The 17,850-nt window shown below is 62.6% G+C and carries 16 protein-coding genes; 10 read left to right on the top strand and 6 right to left on the bottom strand.

The features are described 5' to 3' along the window. Window positions 1-108 precede the first annotated feature (108 nt). From IPV69_RS01825 to IPV69_RS01795, 7 genes are all read left to right on the top strand, one after another. Window positions 109-864 (top strand): GntR family transcriptional regulator, encoded by a 756-nt coding sequence (locus IPV69_RS01825; RefSeq protein ID WP_206293208.1) that lies wholly within the window; start codon window positions 109-111, stop codon window positions 862-864. A 104-nt stretch (window positions 865-968) separates the two neighbouring features. Then, the gene (locus IPV69_RS01820) at window positions 969-2,198 is read left to right on the top strand and encodes a VWA domain-containing protein (RefSeq protein ID WP_206293207.1); all 1,230 of its coding nucleotides are present in this window, start codon (window positions 969-971) and stop codon (window positions 2,196-2,198) included. 38 nt (window positions 2,199-2,236) lie between these two features. Beyond that, the gene (locus IPV69_RS01815) at window positions 2,237-2,842 is read left to right on the top strand and encodes a Uma2 family endonuclease (RefSeq protein WP_261361985.1); all 606 of its coding nucleotides are present in this window, start codon (window positions 2,237-2,239) and stop codon (window positions 2,840-2,842) included. A gap of 288 nt (window positions 2,843-3,130) precedes the next feature. Then, a complete protein-coding gene (locus IPV69_RS01810) occupies window positions 3,131-5,644 on the top strand; it encodes a BamA/OMP85 family outer membrane protein (protein ID WP_206293205.1) in 2,514 nt (837 codons plus the stop codon). Between the two features lie 212 nt (window positions 5,645-5,856). Beyond that, window positions 5,857-6,465 (top strand): OmpH family outer membrane protein, encoded by a 609-nt coding sequence (locus IPV69_RS01805; protein ID WP_206293204.1) that lies wholly within the window; start codon window positions 5,857-5,859, stop codon window positions 6,463-6,465. A gap of 138 nt (window positions 6,466-6,603) precedes the next feature. Beyond that, window positions 6,604-7,671: a UDP-3-O-(3-hydroxymyristoyl)glucosamine N-acyltransferase gene (gene lpxD, locus IPV69_RS01800; RefSeq protein ID WP_206293203.1), complete on the top strand. Its 1,068-nt coding sequence runs from the start codon at window positions 6,604-6,606 to the stop codon at window positions 7,669-7,671. A 320-nt stretch (window positions 7,672-7,991) separates the two neighbouring features. Beyond that, window positions 7,992-8,516 carry a hypothetical protein gene (locus tag IPV69_RS01795; RefSeq protein ID WP_206293202.1) on the top strand — a complete coding sequence of 175 codons (525 nt, stop codon included), beginning with the start codon at window positions 7,992-7,994 and terminating at the stop codon, window positions 8,514-8,516. A gap of 95 nt (window positions 8,517-8,611) precedes the next feature. On the opposite strand, the gene yidD is transcribed toward IPV69_RS01795, so the two are convergent. The 4 genes from yidD to IPV69_RS01775 form a co-directional block, all read right to left on the bottom strand. Continuing rightward, window positions 8,612-8,818: a membrane protein insertion efficiency factor YidD gene (gene yidD, locus IPV69_RS01790; RefSeq protein WP_206293201.1), complete on the bottom strand. Its 207-nt coding sequence runs from the start codon at window positions 8,816-8,818 to the stop codon at window positions 8,612-8,614. Further along, window positions 8,815-9,294 (bottom strand): ribonuclease P protein component, encoded by a 480-nt coding sequence (gene rnpA, locus IPV69_RS01785; protein ID WP_206293200.1) that lies wholly within the window; start codon window positions 9,292-9,294, stop codon window positions 8,815-8,817. Before rnpA ends, yidD begins: the two co-directional genes overlap by 4 nt. 128 nt (window positions 9,295-9,422) lie before the next feature. Continuing rightward, entirely contained in the window at window positions 9,423-10,400 is a 978-nt protein-coding gene (trxB, locus tag IPV69_RS01780; RefSeq protein ID WP_206293199.1) for a thioredoxin-disulfide reductase, read from the bottom strand. A 240-nt stretch (window positions 10,401-10,640) separates the two neighbouring features. After that, the gene (locus IPV69_RS01775) at window positions 10,641-11,711 is read right to left on the bottom strand and encodes a 3-isopropylmalate dehydrogenase (protein WP_206293198.1); all 1,071 of its coding nucleotides are present in this window, start codon (window positions 11,709-11,711) and stop codon (window positions 10,641-10,643) included. A gap of 583 nt (window positions 11,712-12,294) precedes the next feature. Between IPV69_RS01775 and IPV69_RS27770 the strand changes: the two genes are divergently transcribed. Continuing rightward, on the top strand, window positions 12,295-12,495 hold the full coding sequence (locus IPV69_RS27770) for a hypothetical protein (protein WP_390884391.1): 201 nt from the start codon (window positions 12,295-12,297) through the stop codon (window positions 12,493-12,495). A 165-nt stretch (window positions 12,496-12,660) separates the two neighbouring features. On the opposite strand, the gene IPV69_RS01770 is transcribed toward IPV69_RS27770, so the two are convergent. Both IPV69_RS01770 and IPV69_RS01765 read right to left on the bottom strand, forming a co-directional pair. Beyond that, window positions 12,661-13,623 carry a beta-propeller domain-containing protein gene (locus tag IPV69_RS01770; RefSeq protein WP_206293197.1) on the bottom strand — a complete coding sequence of 321 codons (963 nt, stop codon included), beginning with the start codon at window positions 13,621-13,623 and terminating at the stop codon, window positions 12,661-12,663. Between the two features lie 69 nt (window positions 13,624-13,692). Then, complete coding sequence (locus IPV69_RS01765; protein WP_206293196.1) at window positions 13,693-14,700, bottom strand: FHA domain-containing protein; 1,008 nt, start codon at window positions 14,698-14,700, stop codon at window positions 13,693-13,695. 244 nt (window positions 14,701-14,944) lie between these two features. Between IPV69_RS01765 and hemW the strand changes: the two genes are divergently transcribed. Together hemW and pilM are read left to right on the top strand one after the other, a co-directional pair. Continuing rightward, the gene (gene hemW, locus IPV69_RS01760) at window positions 14,945-16,162 is read left to right on the top strand and encodes a radical SAM family heme chaperone HemW (RefSeq protein ID WP_206293195.1); all 1,218 of its coding nucleotides are present in this window, start codon (window positions 14,945-14,947) and stop codon (window positions 16,160-16,162) included. A 389-nt stretch (window positions 16,163-16,551) separates the two neighbouring features. Next, the gene (gene pilM, locus IPV69_RS01755) at window positions 16,552-17,832 is read left to right on the top strand and encodes a pilus assembly protein PilM (RefSeq protein WP_206293194.1); all 1,281 of its coding nucleotides are present in this window, start codon (window positions 16,552-16,554) and stop codon (window positions 17,830-17,832) included. The last annotated feature ends 18 nt before the right edge of the window (window positions 17,833-17,850 follow it).

The following is a 17,850-nucleotide window of genomic DNA, read 5'->3' as shown; positions in this document are numbered from 1 at the left end:
TATACGCGGTCGCGGGGACATCCGACAGGGAGTCGATCCGCGTGAAACACCACCACCGACGACAACGCTCTGCCCGTCGCGATGGTAGCGACATCAGGACCCGCACCCATGCACGTGATGATCGAACGGAGAACCATCAGCGACGAGGTCTACCAGCACCTGCTGCGTGAGATCCTCTCCGGCCGCATTCCGGTCGGGCAGTCGCTGCAGGAACACGCGCTGGCGATGACCCTCTCGGTATCGCGCTCCGCGGTCCGTGAGGCGTTCTGGCGGCTGCTGTCGCACGGCATTGTCGAAACCCGCGGCAAACTCACCGTCGTACGCCATTTCGGCCCGCAACAGATCCGACAGGTATTCCAGGTCCGCGAGGCGCTGGAAGCACTCGCGACCGAGCTGGCCTGCGGGCGGATGACAAACGACGACTTCGACCGACTCGAACGGCTGCTGGCCGACGTCCCGCCACGCGGCGCCACCCACCACCAGGAAGCCTGTCACCGTCTGGATCTCGAACTGCACGGCCTGATCGCACTCCGCTGTGGCAATCCATTGTTGCGGCTCGAAATCGAGCGGCTCCACGGTCTCGTTCAGCTCGTCCGCTTCCGCGTCGGCGAAGGGCACGGCGCTCTCGAAGCGGCGCTGCGGGCGCACATGCGGATCATCGAAGCCTTGCGAGACGGAGATTCCCAGAACGCCCGGCGGCTGATGGCCGAGCACATCCGCGAAAGTGGCGATGCCGCCGCCAAGTGGGCGATCGATGAAGACTTCCCGGCCGAGCAGCCCATCGACAGCGGTCAGACCCCTCTGCCAGGCGCGTCGGACTCGTCATTCGCCCCGGCACTCGCCCGCGGCCTTAAGAACAATTGAATACGCAGCCGTAAACCAACGCCGGTGCACAAGGCATCCCGTGAAAGCGGTTGTGGAAATTCATTTGGAGGTTCTGCCGTTTCCGTGCCCTACAATAACGCCCGATGAAGTACTTCTATGGCGAGTTCGACGGCGAAGAGTTCCCGACGCAGGACAAGCTCTTTGGTTTCGACAACCTGATGGATTTTATCCTTCAGTACGGCGATCAGGCCCTCAAGGCCCTCCAGCAGATGATGGAGAACCCCAAGGACGACGCCCAGTCTGAACTGCTGGAACAACTGCTGAAAGACGGCATCCTCGACAAAGACGGTAAAGGCCGGCTGCGGCTCACGCCCCGCGCCATCGGCCGCATGCAGCGCAAAGCCCTGATCGAGGTCTTCGCCAACCTCAAGCAGGGCCAGCGCGAAGGCCACGAGAAAGTTACCCCCGGATCCGGCGGAGAACGCATCGAAGGCACCAAGGCTTATGAGTTCGGCGATCCGGTCAGCGAACTCGATCTGCACGCGACGCTCAGCAATGCGATGAAGCGAGCCACGGAGGCACGAAGGCAGGAAGGAACGAAGGGCCACTCCCCGTCCTCTGATGCCTTCGTGCCTGGGTCCCCGAACGCGGCCGGTCGACCGCGCGCCAAAATCGACTTTTCCGAGAAAGACTTCGAACTTCACCTGCACGAAGGCGTTACCAGTTGCTCAACGGTCGTCCTGCTCGACATGTCCGGCTCCATGATGCGCTACGGCCGATTTCTGTCGGCCAAGAAAGTCGCGATGGCGATGCAGGCGCTGGTCCGCCAATCATTCCCGCAGGATTCGATCGACTTCGTCGGCTTCTACTCCGGCGCGGCGAAGATCCCCGAGATCGCGCTGCCGCTGGCGATGCCCAAACCCGTCACGATCTACGACTATCAGGTGCGGCTGAAGGTGCCGATCGACCAGCTGGACAAGGCCCCGCAGCATTTCACCAACCTGCACATGGGCCTGCAGATGGCCCGGCGCATCCTGCGAAAGCGGGCGAGCGAGAACAAGCAGATCTTCATCATCACCGACGGCCAGCCGACGGCGCACGTCGAAGGCGACAACGTCCTGCTGCTCTACCCGCCCGACCCGCGCAGCACCGCGGCGACCCTGAAGGAAGCCGTCCTGGCCGTCCGCGAAAACTGCCGGATCGCGACTTTCGCACTAATTGAAGACTATTGGGGCATGGACTGGGTCGGCTTCGTCGACCAGCTCGCCCGGCTCACCAAAGGTCTGGCGTTCTACACCAGCAGCGGCGAACTGGCGAACTGCATCATGGAAAGCTACCTGTCGGGCCGGAAGAAGAAGGCGCATATCGCGTGAACCTTCTCGCTCACTGAGGTACGATAACTGACGTCCTCATGCTGCTGTCGTTTCAACCACTTTCGCCCGCACTGCCGCCGGTCCCCGTTCGGCGATTCTCTGTTGCCGAGTATCATCGCATGATCGAAACGGGGGTCTTGGCCGAGGATGAGCCGGTCGAACTGCTGGAAGGGTGGATCATCCCGAAAATGCCGCGAGACGCCCGTCACGACGCCACGATCGAATTGACCGATGAAGCCTTGTCCGCTCGGCTGCCCACGGGTTGGCGTGTTCGCGTGCAGTCGGCGATCACCACCGACGACAGCGAGCCGGAGCCCGACCTGGCCATCGTCCGCGGCTCACCGCGGACGCGCACCCATCACCATCCCGGCGCTGCCGACATCGCGATGCTGGTCGAGGTCTCTGGGACGTCGCTTCTGCTGGATCGCCGCGACAAAGGACGGCTATACGCCCGGGCAGGATTCAGCTGTTACTGGGTGATCAATCTTGGCGAGCGGCAGGTGGAGGTGTTCACCCTACCAGTTGCAGGCCCTGAGGCGCTCTACCGCGACCTCAAGGTCTATGCATTTGGTGATGACGTGCCGATCAGGATCGATGGAATGGAATGTGGCACGGTTCCCGTTCGAGATTTGATCGCCGACTAGGGTCCGCCTTGGCGGACGCGACGGACGGTGACGTAGGCGCTCCCAGCTTCGAAGAGACGTGCAGGACCGCGGACCGCTGTTTGGGCCTCGATGAAATGCCGTCGTAGGTGATTGCCGCAGGGCCGCAGGCTCCCTTCGTTTTGACAACCCCCCCGCCACCGCTAAACTTCCAACCCATCGGCGAGGAAGGGTATCGTCCGTCAGGCGTTGCCTCCGCCGGCTCCACGACGGGAAGAGAGTCGAGTGAACGAAACGCATCAGCTCAGGCATCGCCGGCGGAGTCCGGACGTGCCAAACGAAGCCGTCTTCTCCCGCCCCACGCCGCCCAAAGCGGCTCAGGTTTCCGCATTCGCGTCGAGCCGACTCACCTGCGCCATTCAAGGCGTCGCCAGAGGTCTGTTTATCGCGGCCGTGCTCGCCGGCTCGCCGGTAGTGTTCGGACAGACGGGTAAACCGGCCACGCTTCCGGCCCGGTCGAGCGAAGTCGATCTGGGAATCTCGTCGGAACTCAAGGGCCGCCGTGTCGAGGCCATCTTCATCCGCGGTAACACGCAGGTTTCATCGAACGTCATCGGTAACCTCATCCGCACCCGCGTCGGCGATGCCTTCGATCCGGCGACCGTCAGTGAAGACTACCAGCGTGTATTCGGCCTGCGTAAGTTCGCCAACGTTGAAGCGAAGGTGGAACCGACGGCACTGGGCGTGAATGTCGTCTTCGTCGTGACCGAGCAGCGGCAGATCACCGCCATCAGAACCAGGGGCAACGTTCGTCTGGAAGAGTCGAAGCTGATCGGTACGCTCGATATCAAGAGGGGCGAAGCGATCGATTCGTTTCGTATCTCCCTCGCCCGCACGTCCATCGAGTCGGCGTACAAGGACGACAACTACCCCCTGGCCCACGTGACGGTCGACGAAGACCTGCTGGCCCGCGAAGGCGTCGTTCAGTTCAACATCGTCGAAGGGCCGCAGGTCCGCATTCGCAACATTCAGTTCGTCGGAGCAAAGAGCTTCACCGACGGCAAGCTGTCCGACCAGATCAAAACCAATACGTACCTCTTCGTTTTCCGACCCGGCAAGTACAGCCCGGAACAGATCGAAGAGGATGTTGCCGCGTTGCGACGCTTCTACGAGAGCAAGGGCTTTTTCGACGCCAAGGTCGGCCGAAAGCTTGTCTGGTCTCCCGACTTGAGCGAACTGCAGATTGACTTCCTCATCGACGAAGGACCCCGGTATGTCATCGATAAGGTGACGTTCCAGCGCGTTCAGGGAGATGTCATTGCCCCGGCAAGCGAGCTGGGCGTTAAGGAATCGGAGATACGCGAAAAGCTTAAGCTGGTCGAAGGGGAAGCGTACGACAACGAGGCCCTCCAGCGCGACGTCCGCGAAGTCGTCCGGGCCTACAGCAAGAAGTACGGTTACATCTACCTTCCGGGCAGCAGCGACCCGGACTATCTCCGCGTCGACAACAAAACCGTTTTCCGTCGGGAGCCGGGCAAGGTGGAACTGGTTTACCAGATCCACGAAGGCAAGGAGTTCTCGGTCGGCAATATCTACGTCAAGGGGAACTACAAGAGCCAGGACAAGCTGGTCCTGCGGCAGTTCCGCGACCTTACGCCGGGCGAGCGATTCAATTCGGCCGAGTTGCAGGACGCCTCGGAACGCCTGCGACGTGAACCCGCGTTTGGCAACGTCAGCGTAACGCCCATCGGCGAACAACCCGGGGTTCGCGACCTTCTGGTCGAGGTGACGGAGCAGCGGACGGCGTCGTTCAATGTCGGTGCCGGCGTGAACTCCAACGGCGGCATCGGCGGTAACCTAACCTACGAGCAGCGGAACTTTGATATCGGCAACTGGCCGGCCAGTTTCGGCGACGTTTTCTCGGAGCGGGCATTCACCGGCGCAGGACAGAACTTTCGCGCTTCGTTCGAACCCGGCACCCGTCAGACCAGTGCCTACCTTCGGTTCAGCGAGCCTTACCTCTTCGACCAGCCGTTCAGTTTCTCCAACGAGCTGTACCTCCGCACGCGCATCCGGGAAGGCTACGACGACCGCCGGGTGGGCGACACCGTCAGCTTCGGACACCGGTTCAACTACGAGACCAGCGCCGTGGTCAGCTTCCGCGGCGAACAGGTCAACATCAAGAACATCGAAGACCCGAAACTGCGGGCACCAGAGATCGTCGACGGCGCTGGCAAATCGATCCTGACCAGCGTCGCCCTGACACTGCGACACGACACCACTGACCCCGGCCTGTTCCCGACCCGTGGGACCATCACCACCGGCCGCGTGGAAGCCTACGGTGCCCTCGGCGGCGACTACGACTTCTACAAGTACACCCTCGGCTTCGAGGCCTACCAGACCGTTTCCGAAGATCTCCTGGACCGCAAGTCGGTCCTCGGCTTCCGTGGCAACGCCGGCTATATCGCCGGTGCCTCACCGTTCTTTGAACGGTTTTATGGCGGCGGCCTCGGCAGCATTCGTGGCTTCAAGTTCCGCGGGGTAAGCCCGCGGTCCGGCCTCGAGGAAGACCCCATCGGCGGTGACTTCTTCGCCACCGGCACCGTTGAACTCAGCTTCCCGATCGTCGCCGACCAGTTCCGCGGTGTCGTCTTCAGCGATTTTGGCACCGTCGAGCAGGATTTCGAGCTCTCCACCTTCCGCGCCAGTGTCGGTGCCGGCGTGCGAATCGTGCTTCCGTTCCTGGGCTCGGCACCCCTGGCATTGGATTTTGCCTACCCCCTGTCCAAGGACAACCAGGACGACGTCCAGTACATCAGCTTCTCCTTCGGTTTCATACAGTGAGTGCTGACAACCAGTTAGGATGATTCGCACGCCAGCTAGGCCCGATCCGGACGCCCCGGCGGGAAAACTTCGATGGTATCGCCCGCCTGCGTCCGATAACCTTTACGTCCCGGGATGTCGTTCTCGCTCCGGGTGATCTATCCATGAAAGGAACCTCAACGATGAAGTCGCGCGCCCGAGCCTCTCTCCTTAAACCTCTTCTGATGCTTTCGATGGCTGTCTCCGCGCTGGTCTTGACGCCTTCCGGCGCGCAGGCCCAGTCGACCGTGCGGGTCGCAGTGGTCAACCCGGCCAAGGTCTTCAACGACGCCGCCGAGACCCAGGCTCTGAAGAAGAAGTTTGAAGAGGACCAGAAGCGCATCCAGGCCGAAGGCACCGGCAAGGTGGAGGAGCTCAAGCGGCTCAAAGCCGGCCGGGATGAGTTCAGGCAGGGTACCGACCAGTGGAAGGCCGCCAACGACAAGCTGATTCGCGCCACCGCCGACTTCAAGGTGTGGCAGCAGTCCGAGCAGATCCGCGCCGAATGGAACCAGAAGGACCAGATGCGCTCGATGTTCGACAAGATCACCCAGACGGTCGCCAAGGTCGCCCAGCGCGACGGCATCGACCTGGTCATCGCCGACATCGGTGCCAAGCTCCCTGAAGATCTCGACGGCGTGAACATGGCGCAGCTCAATGACGCGATCCTGAAGAAGACGGTGCTTTTCGTATCCGCCAAGCAGGGCCTGGACATCACCGCCGCCGTGCAGTTGCAGCTCGATGCCGACTACAAGTCCGGCGGCCCGCCGGCTGCGATGGTCAACCCGGTCGCACCGAAGTAAACGCACTGGCGCTCAGTGCCACGGGTTGGCGATACGCCGCAGACTCCAGCCCACGTCAATTTTCAGCACGGGTCGCCGGGGTACCGGCGACCCGTGCCAGCAGATCGTCCGCCCGGTCGGCTTCGTAGCTCGGTGTTCATGCATAAACTCTCCACGATCGTCGAGCTTCTGGGCGTCCCGCTCCCCTCCGGCATTAACGGCGAGAAGGTCATCCGCGGCCTCAATACGTTGACCAGGGCCGACGGCGATGAACTGAGCTTTCTCGCCACTGACAAGTTCGTGAAGCAGCTTCCCTCAACCCGCGCCGCCGCGGTGCTGGTTCATCGAAAGGTCCGCCTGGCGGGCGTCGAAGTGCCGGCAGGCGTACCGCTGATTGTCGTTGACGACGCCGACCTGGCGATGGCCAAGGTGCTGGGCTTGTTCGCCCCGCCGGTGCCCCGCCCCGCCGTCGGCATCGACCCGCTCTCCCGCGTCGCCGCAACGGCCACCATCGGGGCCGATTGCCGAATCGGCCCGTTCGTCGTCATCGGCGAACGCGTCGCGCTCGGCGAACGCTGTGTCGTTCACCCGGGCACGTTCATCGGTGACGACACGGTCATCGGCAACGACTGCGAGCTTTACCCCAATGTCGTCATCCGGGAGCGTATCACGCTCGGCAACCGCGTCATCGTGAATGCCGGCAGTGTCATCGGCACCGACGGCTTCGGTTACCGATGGGACGGCCGACAGCACGCGAAGATTCCGCAGATCGGCACCGTCGTCATCGAAGACGATGTCGAGATCGGCTCCTGTGCCTGCATTGACCGGGCGAAGTTCGACGAAACCCGCATCGGCAGGGGAACCAAGCTCGACAATCTCGTACAGGTCGGTCACAACTCGCGCACCGGTCCTCATTGCATCATGGCCGGACAATCAGCCTTGGCCGGCAGCGTGACAATCGGCACCGGCGTTGTTCTGGGAGGCCAGAGCGCGGTACGCGATCACGTCAGCTTCGGCGACGGCGCGATGCTCGCCGGCTGCTCGGGCGCGATGGACGACGTGCCCGCCAAACAGGTCGTCAGCGGCCTGCCCGCGATCCCCCACCGACAGATGCTCCGCGAACAGGCCGCCCTCCGGGATTTACCGGACTTGCGCACCCAGGTCCGCAAGCTTCAGGAAGAGCTCGAAGCCCTCCGTAAGTCGCTCGCGACGACGCCTGTGGCTTGAGCGGGGAAAAGAGCACCGCAGAGACCCTCCGTGCGTCCCTGTCCCCCCGCCTCCGCGTTGACTTTTCGTTTCCTGCCCCGCCAAACCCGCCCCACTTGCATCTTTGTTTTCAATTCCGAAACCGCCCGAAACGGCATCGGCGTTGAGCCAATCGTGATTCTATTCGGACCTTTCGTTGCGCGCCGTCCCGGCGTTTGCCGGGCTTGAGTGACAAATCGTAAATCTTCTCCCAGTGCCGCCTGTAATCGCGGTCAGCCCGACCTTCACGGATGGAACCCGTGGCTGGATCCGTTGCAGGCCCTTTAGAAGTGGGAGTAGGTATGTCGTTCAGTCTCAAGCGAATCAAAACGCCGTCGCGTGGTCTGCTTACCATGCACCCGTTCGTCGATGTGCTGGAAGGCCGCAGCCTCTTCACCGCGTCGGCCCATGACGGCGTCCTCGATATCAAGCAGCTGGTGGACGTTCCTGCGTCCGACCATGCCGTCTCACCCTGGTCGAACACCACGATCGGCGGCGCCGACGATGCCGATGTGATCGTCGATCCGGCGACTACGCTCGCCCGCCAGACGACGCCACACCAGTTCGAGCTCAAGCCCGAAACCAACGGAGCGACGTTCAGCGAATCGTCGATCGACGACACGCCCTGGGCGTTGTTCGGCAACGCGCTGCACGACCGCCGAGGCCGTTTCGAGCCGCAGCCGATCCCCAGCGACGCGGAAATTGCCGCCGCCCGTGACGCCGACAAAGGCGAACCGGTGTTCTCCACCGGCCGCACCCTGGGCGGCGCGATGGCACCGTTCCTGACAATGTCAGTCGCACAGCAGAATCACCCGTTCTTTGGGTAAGGATGAATATCGAAGGATGAAGGATGAAAACGGAAGCTGAAGTGAACGCTCGGCCGTTCGGTTCATCCTGCATCCTTCTGCCTTCATCCTTATCCTCACGCCGGGTCATGCCCGTGCCCGCCCCACGGGTGACAACGACATATACGCTTCACGGCCCGCCAGCTTCCGCTGAGCGGGCCGTATTTGTTGACCGCGTCGATCGCGTACTGGCTGCACGACGGCTCGTACCGGCAATGCCCGCCGAGCAGCCTGCCGAGCGTGACGCGGTAGAGGAGGACGAGGAAAATCAGAACGCGGGTCACGGCGAGATTGTAGGGTCCGCCTTGGCGGACGCGACGGGCACCGGAAGGGGGACTCGCTTCCCCCACACCGCATGTAGCTTCACCATCGCCCCGCTCAATAGCTTCTGATACTCCGCCAACATCAACGGCGGATGCGGACGGACGACAACCACCAGGTCGAAATGCGTCGGCAGGTCGTGCTGCAAGAGCCGATACGCCTCGCGCAGCCGGCGGCGGATCACGTTGCGCTTGGCGGCGATGCCCACCTTGCGGCTGACGCTCATTCCGAAGCGGTGATGCGTTAACCCGTTCGGCCGGGCGTGGACGGCGATCGGCCCGCGAATCTCGCGCGTTCGGGCATCAAAGACCGAATCGAAATCCGCCTTGGAGCGGAGATGGAGCTTTCTCGGGAGGTTGAGGCGGGTGATTGCCCCCTCTCCACTGTACTCAGGGGAGAGGGCTGGGGTGAGGGGCCGAACGTGCGGGGTCTTTCCCACGGTCCAAACTCGTTTCTGGAAAGGGCATTCGGCCGAAATTGTAGTTCAAGCCGAATAACGACGCCTGACGCTCGGCCCCTCACCCCAGCCCTCTCCCCTGAGTACAGGGGAGAGGGAGCGAGAGGCGTTCATCCGTGCTGCGCTTCCAGCCAGCGCTCGGCGTCGAGCGCTGCTTTGCACCCCATGCCGGCGGCGGTGATGGCCTGCTTGTAGATCGGGTCGGCCACGTCGCCGGCAGCGAAGACACCTTCCACACTCGTCATCGTCCGTGCGCCGTCCTTGAGGACCAGGAAGCCTTTGTCATCCGTCTGTAGCTGGCCTTTGAGGAACTTCGTATTGGGCGTATGCCCGATCGCGACGAACATGCCGGCCGCTTCGACTTCCCATGTCACGCCGGTCTGCGTGTTCTTCAGGCGGACGCCGGTCATGCCGCGCTCGTCGTCGCCGAGCACTTCATCGACGACCGTGTTCCACTCCGGCTGCACCTTGGGGTTACCGGTGATGCGATCGACCATGACCGGGCTGGCCCGCATCTTGTCCTTGGTCTTGCGGTAGACCAGGTGAACCTTGCTGGCGAACTTGCAGAGGTAGGAGCCCTCTTCGGCGGCCGAGTCGCCGCCGCCGACGACAATGAGGGGCTTGTTGCGGAAGCGTGGCAGGGCGCCGTCGCAGACCGCGCACGCCGACACGCCGCGGTTCTTGAATCTCTCTTCCGACGGAAGTCCCAGGTAGTTCGCCGAGGCACCGGTCGCGATGATGATCGCGTCGGCATAGCGCACATCGCCGTTGGTGTCGGTGACCTTGAACGGCCGCTTCGACAGGTCCAGATCGACGACATCTTCGGTGACGATCGTCGCCCCGCAATGCTCCGCCTGCTCCCGCATGGAGACCATCAGCTCCGGGCCCATGATGCCCTTGGGGAAGCCGGGAAAGTTCTCGACCTCGGTGGTCAGGTTGAGCTGGCCCAGCGGCAGCGTGCCCGCCAGGCGGTTGTCTTCCGAGATTGCGCCCTCAATGACGAGCGGCTTAAGATTCGCGCGGCCCGCGTAAATCGCCGCCGTCCACCCGGCGGGGCCGGAACCGATGATGATGACTTTTTCTGCCATGGGGTTCACTCTGTAAATCACGTGTTCGATCGGCGAACACGCGTGGAGGACAGACATTCTTGTCTGTCACTCGGGGCAAAACCGGCTCACGAAGGACGGGAACCTTCTGCGTTTCCGCGTTTTTTCTGGGGACTCGGAACGCTCCCTGACGTTCGATGCGGTGTCTTGGTCCCGAGTGACAGACAAGAATGTCCATCCTCCACGGTTTATTGTTTTCAACGCGGGGACGGCGATCGAAACCTACGACGCCACCAGCTTCTTCACCGCGTCACCAACCTGCGACGTGCTCGCGGTCCCGCCGAGGTCGCGCGTGTGGTTGGCCTTGTCGGCGACCACGTCCTTGCAGGCCTTGTTGATCGCTGCAGCCGCGGCCGGCTGGTTCAGGAAGTCCAGCATCATCGCCACGCTCAGGAACGTCGCGATCGGGTTGGCGTAGCCCTTGCCGGCGATGTCCGGGGCGCTGCCGTGGACGGGCTCAAACATGCTCGCATACTTGCGCGTCGGATTGAGGTTGCCGCTGGCGGCCATGCCCATGCCGCCCTGAATCGCCGCGCCCAAGTCGGTGATGATGTCGCCGAACATGTTCGTCGTCACGACCACGTCGTAAATCTTAGGCTTGGTCACCATGTACATGGTGCAGGCGTCGACATGGTGGTAGTCGGTTTCGATGCCGGTGTATTCCTTCTTCACTTCCTCGAAGGCCCGCATCCAGAGATTGTGCGCATATCGCAATACGTTGGTCTTGGCGACCAGCGTCACTTTCTTGCGCTTGTACTGCTTCGCGTACTCGAACGCATAGCGGATGGCCCGCTCGACGCCGTGACGCGTCGTGACTTCGATCTGGTTGGCAACTTCGTGCGGCGTGTTCTTGTAAAGAAAGCCGCCGTTCTGGCAATACAGCCCTTCGGTGTTCTCGCGGACGATGATCATGTCGATATCGCCGGGGCCGATGTTGGCCAGCGGTGTCGGCACGCCGGGCATCAGGCGGGTCGGACGCAGGTTGATGTACTGGTCGAGTTCGAACCGCATCTTCAGCAGGATGTCGGTTTCGATCAGGCCTTGGGGAATGCGTGCGTTGCCGCGAGGATCGGCACCGACGGCACCAAACAGGATCGCGTCGAACGAGCCGAGTTCTTTCAGGTCGGCCTCAGGCAGAGTGATGCCAGTGGCGAGGTAGTGTTCCGCGCCGTGGGGGAAGTCCTTGGTGGTGTACTTGAAGCCGAACTTTTCGCTGGCGGCTTTGAGAACCTTGAGGCCTTCGGGGACGACTTCCTTGCCGACGCCGTCGCCGGGCATGACCGCGATATTCATCGTTTCGTTCCTGTCGCTGTGCAAAAGGCGGAAAGGGCTTGAGAAACCGCGGAAAAAGTCCGGCGATTCACGACCGTTTCATGGCCGGCTCATCCGCGCCTGTAATGATTCCGTCAAAGAGTAGCGGGAGATGCAATGAGTTCAACCGTCAAAGCCAATCGCCAATCCACTGGGAAGCCTGCCGCCGGCGGGACCAAATCGCAAAAGCGGTGCTGGAAGGGCTATGAACCGGTTCCCGGAAAGAAGCCTTATAGCAAGGGATCCTGCCGAAAGTCCCGCTGAAACAAATCCAGAGGAGGCCAAAAATATGACGCAAAAAGAACGACCCGGACAAGCTGTTGCCACCGATTGGAAGGCCACGCGGCCCAAATCGCCTGCCCGACCGGGTGGGGTCGACACTCCTTTCAAGCGAAGCACCTGAGGCTCAAGCCAAGCACCCGAGGCGCGGCAATGACACATGCTTCGCGTGGCACGCGCAGTTTTTTCATGCCCGTGCCACCGAAGCGAAGGCACTTCGAAGGTATCCACGCCCCGCGGAGACAAGTCGGCCTACACGGACAAGCAAAAGCGAAAGGCCGAGCACATCGAAGAGGGCTACAAGAAGCGTGGTGCCTCGACAAAAGAGGCCGCGCGACGCGCCTGGGCCACGGTGAATAAAGAAGACCACGGCGGCAAGAAGAGTGGCTCGGGTCGCGGCAAGTCTTCGAATAATATCGCCTCGCGCAAGGGAGGCCGAATCGGCGGAAGTCGATCACACGGCCGCGGCGCTGCTAGATCGAAGTAGTCCGACGAGAAGTATTGGCCGAGACGAATCATCGCGAACGCCAGGTCGCGCAAATACGCCGGGTCCCCTGTCCCACCCCGATGGGACGGATGTTCAGACAGCGTGTTTCGCGAACCTGGCGTTCGCTGTTGTTATTGGATGGCTTCGATTGAGACCCTGCGAGAACTACTTCAGGTCGGTGGCCGGTTTCCCTTTTTCGTCCAGGATCTGGAACTCGTGAATGCCGTGCTTGCGGTCGTCACGCAGCGTCCAGACCAGCTTCTTGTCCGGCGTCACCTCCAGCATCTTGACTTCGCCGGGCTTGCCCTGGCCGTAACTGGTGATGACGGTATTGCCGTTGGCCAATCGCTGTGCGCCGCACGGGTCTTTCAGCAGCGGCGTGGGAAGGTCGGCGTTGCTCAACTGCCAGACGATTTTTCCCTGACCGTCAAACTCCACGACCATCGCGCCATGGGTGAGCGTGGACAGTGTGTTGCCGTTGGGAAGGCGAATTGCCGTAAAGGGCCAGCATTCGGCCGGTGTTTCGGGCGTCTTTGCTTCCCAGACGATCTTGCCGGCCGGGGTGTACTCGCGGACGACCTTGTCCAGCAGTTGCGGCACGAGGTAGTTGCCGTTGGGCAGCTTGCGCGACATCCGCGACTGCAGATGCGTGTTCTTCGTCTGGGCCGCAATGGCGGTCTGGCTGACAACCTTGCTGTCGCGATCGACCTCAAGAATGCGTGGCTCAGCGCCGGCCTCGGTGACCATGTAGCGGCCGTCGCCTAGCTTCTGAACGGTGTTGACTTCCGCCTGCGATCCTTTGAACGACCAGACGACCTTACCGTCACGCGTTACTTCGATCGCTCCGCCCGACGGGTAATCCTTGTTCTTGCTCAACGCCAAGAGAATGTTGCCGTCGGGCAGGACAAACCCATCGCGCGTTCCGGCAGGATAGGTCCATGCGATCTTGCCGTCGGCGTTCAGGATGTAGGTGGCGTTGCCAAGGGCCAGCAAGGCGTGGGTGATGCCAGTGGGCGATTCCTGTTTAGCCGTAGGCGACGCCGGTGGTGACACCGGCGTCTGGGCCAATGCGGTAGAGGCGATGCAAACGACAACCAGCGCCCGGACGAACAACGGGGTGACACGCATCAAGCACTCCTTCGACTGGATGGCCATCAAATAGGCGGGCGGAGGTCGGTCGGGCCTGCCCAGCTGACGCTACTTCTTCTCGGGCTCGTCAAAATCGATCATCAGCTCTTCTTCGACCGGTTGCGGCGCGTCGGGATCTTCGAGCAGTTCCAGGCTGCCGTCGTCGGCGACGCCGAGGGGGTCTTCGTCAGCCAGCTCGAGCGGATTCTCTTCAACCACCAGTGAGAGGGGTTCTTCGTCGGCCAAGGCCAGCGGTTCATCGTCGGCCAGCGCCAGCGGCTCTTCGTCGGCCAGCGCGAGTGGTTCCTCATCAGCCAGGGCCAACGGCTCCTCCGGGGCGAGCCCCATGGGCTCTTCGTCGTCGAGGGCCAGCGGCAATTCGTCTGTCGGCGCTTCAGGTTCCGGAGCGGGCGACAACGCCGGCGTGTGCAGAGGGACGGGCGATTCGCTTTCCTCAAACTCCAAGGGTTCTTCGTCGGTCGCCGGCTCTTCCAGTTCCAAAGACGCGGCGTCGTCGAGCGACAGCGGCTCGAACTCTTCGGCGTTCGGCTCGGCGGCGGGAAGTTCGTCCAGACCTTCCAGTTCGCCGGCCTGTGCGTACTGCTCTTCCTCGGCAAACTCGGCCGGGCTCTCTTCACCGCCCTGCTCGTACCCGCCGAGGTCAAGCGTTGGGTCTTCTGCAAGGGGTGCGCCGGGCGCCGTCGGCAACGCCGACGGGGCGAACATCGCCGCCGCCGCGGCGGACTCGGCGGTAATCGGGTTCAGCTCGTCGTCGGCCGGATAACCATCCATCTGCAGCACGAACACCACCGGCCCGACCTGAATGCTGTCGCCGGCCTGAAGCACGGCGTCGCGTTCGATCCGCTGCCCGTTGAGGTGCGTGCCGTTGGAGCTGCCCAGGTCTTCCAGCCGCAGTTGCCCGTCTTCCTTGATCAGTCGCGCGTGCTTACGCGAGATATCGCCGAGGGGAATGCGCAGGTCGCAATCTTCGCGACGCCCGATGACCGTGACGTCGCGGGTGATCGAGAAGCTTCGCCGCTCTCCGTCGGAACGGAACATCACAAGCACAGCCTGCATAGCGGGTTTACCTTGGGGCTGGAGTCTGAATGAGATCGGCAGGAGACCGGAGGTGAAAAATCGAAGTCCTCGTTCCGCCGCACTGACGACGCGTGGGAGGCTATCGTAGAATCCGCGGCCGGGCAAGGAGATTATACCTGCCGCGGTGTCATCAACCTTTCCTAATTGGCCGCGGCGTGTCCCTTCTACGATCCGGCTCGGCGGGCTGTCGCCGCACACCCTACAGCCTCTACGGAACCCCCAATTGCCCCTCAGTGTCCTGACACCGCCGTCGATCACACCCGCATCCCAGCGTGGCGTCGTCGTGCCGGCGCTTTATGTTCATATTCCGTTCTGCTTCCATAAGTGCCATTACTGCGACTTCTACTCCATCACACGCCAAGGCGAAGACCGGATGGCCCGCTTCGTTGATCTGCTTCTTGCCGAAGCCGAGCTCTGGTCGGCAGAGAAACCCGGCCCGACACCGGTCCCGAAAACGGTGTTCTTCGGCGGCGGCACCCCGAGCCTGCTGCCGCCAGACCTGATGCGACGGCTGATCCAGGGGCTCCACCGCCGATTCGACCTGGCGGAGGTGACCGAATGGACCTGCGAATGCAACCCGGCGACGGTCCGGGAGGCCTACGGTCGCGACTACCTGGCGATGCTTTTCGAATCGGGCGTGGGCCGACTGAGTTTCGGGGCACAGAGCTTTAACCCCGCCGACCTGAAGATTCTTGAAAGGCACCACAACCCGGACGATGTGCCGGCAAGCATCGAGGCCGCCAGGGCCGCCGGCTTTGCGAGAATCAATGCCGACCTTATCTATGGTGTACCCGGACAAACGCTTTCGAGCTGGGCCGATTCGCTCGAACAGGCAATCGCGCTCGGTACCGAACATCTTTCGTGCTACAGCCTGACCTACGAATCCAATACGCCGATGGCCGTCAGGAAGCGGCTGGGACAGGTCGTCCCCACCGGCGACGACACCGATCTACAGATGTTTCATCACACCCGGGATCGTCTGGCGGCGTTGGGAATGCCGGCCTACGAGGTATCCAACTACGCGCGCCCCGCTGCCGAGTGCCGGCACAATCTCGCCTACTGGCAAGGCGACGACTACGTCGCCCTGGGACCGAGCGGCTCATCGCACGTCCAGGGCACCCGCTGGAGGAACCGACCTCACCTTGGTGAGTGGGAGTCGGCCATCGCCGAAGGCAGACTACCCACGACAGATGCCGAGCAACTGACGCCCGAGCAACGGGCCGGCGAACTTGCCATGCTGCGCCTTCGGCTGACATCCGGGATCGAGTTTGCCGATTTTGCCGATCGAACCGGTTATGACGCCCGCCAGTTGTTCGCCGCCGAGTTTGATCGGTACGGCAAGCTGGGTCTCCTGGAAGTGACTGCCACGTCCGCAAAACTGTCCGGAAGAGGGTGGGATGTTGCCGATGCGCTTGCAGGGGAACTTCTTCGAGCGACGTGAAACGCGATCCATCGGATGATCGTTCCACATTGCTTGTCGCCCATTCACAGAACGCCGCTTCGGATTTGGTAGGGGATTCAGCTTTTGTAGTGCTGGCGCCCTGCATGCAATTCATGCCGGGACGGCCGCACCACAACGGCCCGCCGATAATTCACCTCCCCACGCGGTTCCCGACTAAACGTCGCCACACGCGCTGTCGATACACCCAGCAGTCGCCTCAGGCGCGTCAAGCCACCGCCGGTCCTCTCCACGTGTCGTGACTTGCCCCGTTTGACCCAGCCTGTGGCGAATCGTAGTTCCAAGGTCGGTGACGGCGCTAAGACGGATCGACCGCGGAAGACCTTCCGCGTCGGCCCGACCGGCCGCCGGAACCCTGTGGAGGCGGTGCAATGCTGTCGTTTGTACAAAGCTGGTTCGCCCCGACCGCCAATCCCATCGGCGTCGACTTCGGCAGCGATTCGCTGCGGCTGGCGCAGGTGGACAGCACCGGCGGAGAGTTCAAGCTCGTCGCCGCCGCCCGCACCGACGTCCCCGCCCATCTGAAATCAGACCCCGCCGGCAAGCTTTCGTTCTTCACCGAGAACGTGCGGGAGTTGCTGACTCAAGGCAATTTCCGTGGCCGCCGTGTTGTGCTGTCGATGCCCGCCTCGGCGATGAGCATCCAGCATCTTCGGATGGCGAAAATGGACGAAGCGGCGCTCAAGTCGGCGCTGCCATGGGAATGCCGTGGCAAGTTGCCGTACGACCCGTCGCACGCGCTCATGCGGCACATCGTTGCCGGGGAAGTATTTGCCGACGGCGAACAGAAGTCTGAAGTGATCGTGATGGCAGCCCAGCGTGAATGGGTGAACCAGTTCCTCGCCGCGGCCGCCAAGGCCAAGCTCGACGTCGTCGGGATGAATGTCGAGCCCAAGGCCCTGATCGATTGCTTCTCGCACGTCTATCGCCGCAAGAGCGACCAGGAAAGCGTCAACCTGTTTGTCGACATCGGCGCTCATGCGACCCGGGCGGTCGTCGCCAGGGCCGGCGACATCCTGTTCGCCCGGGCAATCCAGGTCGGAGGCGAGCACTTCACCCGCGCCGTTGCGAACCATCTCAAGATCAACGCCGAGGACGCCCGCATCCTTCGGGCAAAGCTTTGCCACGCTCAGCTTCAGACGGAGTTGAACCGGTCCGCGGCCACGCCGGCACCGGTTGCCGAAGGGCGCAACATTCGCGGCGAAAACGACATTTCGGGCGTCGGCTCGCGGTTCGGGGCAGAGTCCCCGTCCTGCGACGCCGACGCCCCCCAGGATTCCAACGCCGGTGATTGTCGCGATGCGGAACGGGTCAATCTCGCATGCGCCGAGCCGGTCGGCCGACTCGTGCAGGAGCTCAATCTCTGCCGCCGGTACCACGAGGCGACGTTCCCCAACGCACACATCACCCGCCTGATCTTCGTCGGCGGCGAGGCGCGGCATCGAAGCCTCTGCCAGACGATCGCACGGGAGATGGACCTGGCAGCGCAGGTCGGCGACCCGATGGTGCGGATGGCCCGCACGACGGACGTCGGCCCGGAGAGCGGTATCGACCGACGGCTTCCGCAGCCGGACTGGGCCGTTGCACTGGGTCTTTCAATGGGACCGCAAGGTGTTCCGGCGGCAGCGACGGCCACGGCGGCGAAAGCGTGAACGCGACGAAAACGAACT

Source organism: Humisphaera borealis (genome assembly GCF_015169395.1).
GTDB classification, from domain to species: domain Bacteria; phylum Planctomycetota; class Phycisphaerae; order Tepidisphaerales; family Tepidisphaeraceae; genus Humisphaera; species Humisphaera borealis.
The sequence above is the reverse complement of the archived record's forward strand: the minus strand, read 5'-3'. Positions and strand labels throughout refer to the sequence as shown.

Coding starts and splice junctions, on each gene's coding strand:
- IPV69_RS01825 (WP_206293208.1), top strand. CDS start 109: ATGCACGTGATGATCGAACGGAGAACCATCAGCGACGAGGTCTACCAG.
- IPV69_RS01820 (WP_206293207.1), top strand. CDS start 969: ATGAAGTACTTCTATGGCGAGTTCGACGGCGAAGAGTTCCCGACGCAG.
- IPV69_RS01815 (WP_261361985.1), top strand. CDS start 2,237: ATGCTGCTGTCGTTTCAACCACTTTCGCCCGCACTGCCGCCGGTCCCC.
- IPV69_RS01805 (WP_206293204.1), top strand. CDS start 5,857: ATGGCTGTCTCCGCGCTGGTCTTGACGCCTTCCGGCGCGCAGGCCCAG.
- lpxD (WP_206293203.1), top strand. CDS start 6,604: ATGCATAAACTCTCCACGATCGTCGAGCTTCTGGGCGTCCCGCTCCCC.
- IPV69_RS01795 (WP_206293202.1), top strand. CDS start 7,992: ATGTCGTTCAGTCTCAAGCGAATCAAAACGCCGTCGCGTGGTCTGCTT.
- trxB (WP_206293199.1), bottom strand. CDS start 10,400: ATGGCAGAAAAAGTCATCATCATCGGTTCCGGCCCCGCCGGGTGGACG.
- IPV69_RS01775 (WP_206293198.1), bottom strand. CDS start 11,711: ATGAATATCGCGGTCATGCCCGGCGACGGCGTCGGCAAGGAAGTCGTC.
- IPV69_RS01770 (WP_206293197.1), bottom strand. CDS start 13,623: ATGCGTGTCACCCCGTTGTTCGTCCGGGCGCTGGTTGTCGTTTGCATC.
- IPV69_RS01765 (WP_206293196.1), bottom strand. CDS start 14,700: ATGCAGGCTGTGCTTGTGATGTTCCGTTCCGACGGAGAGCGGCGAAGC.
- pilM (WP_206293194.1), top strand. CDS start 16,552: ATGCTGTCGTTTGTACAAAGCTGGTTCGCCCCGACCGCCAATCCCATC.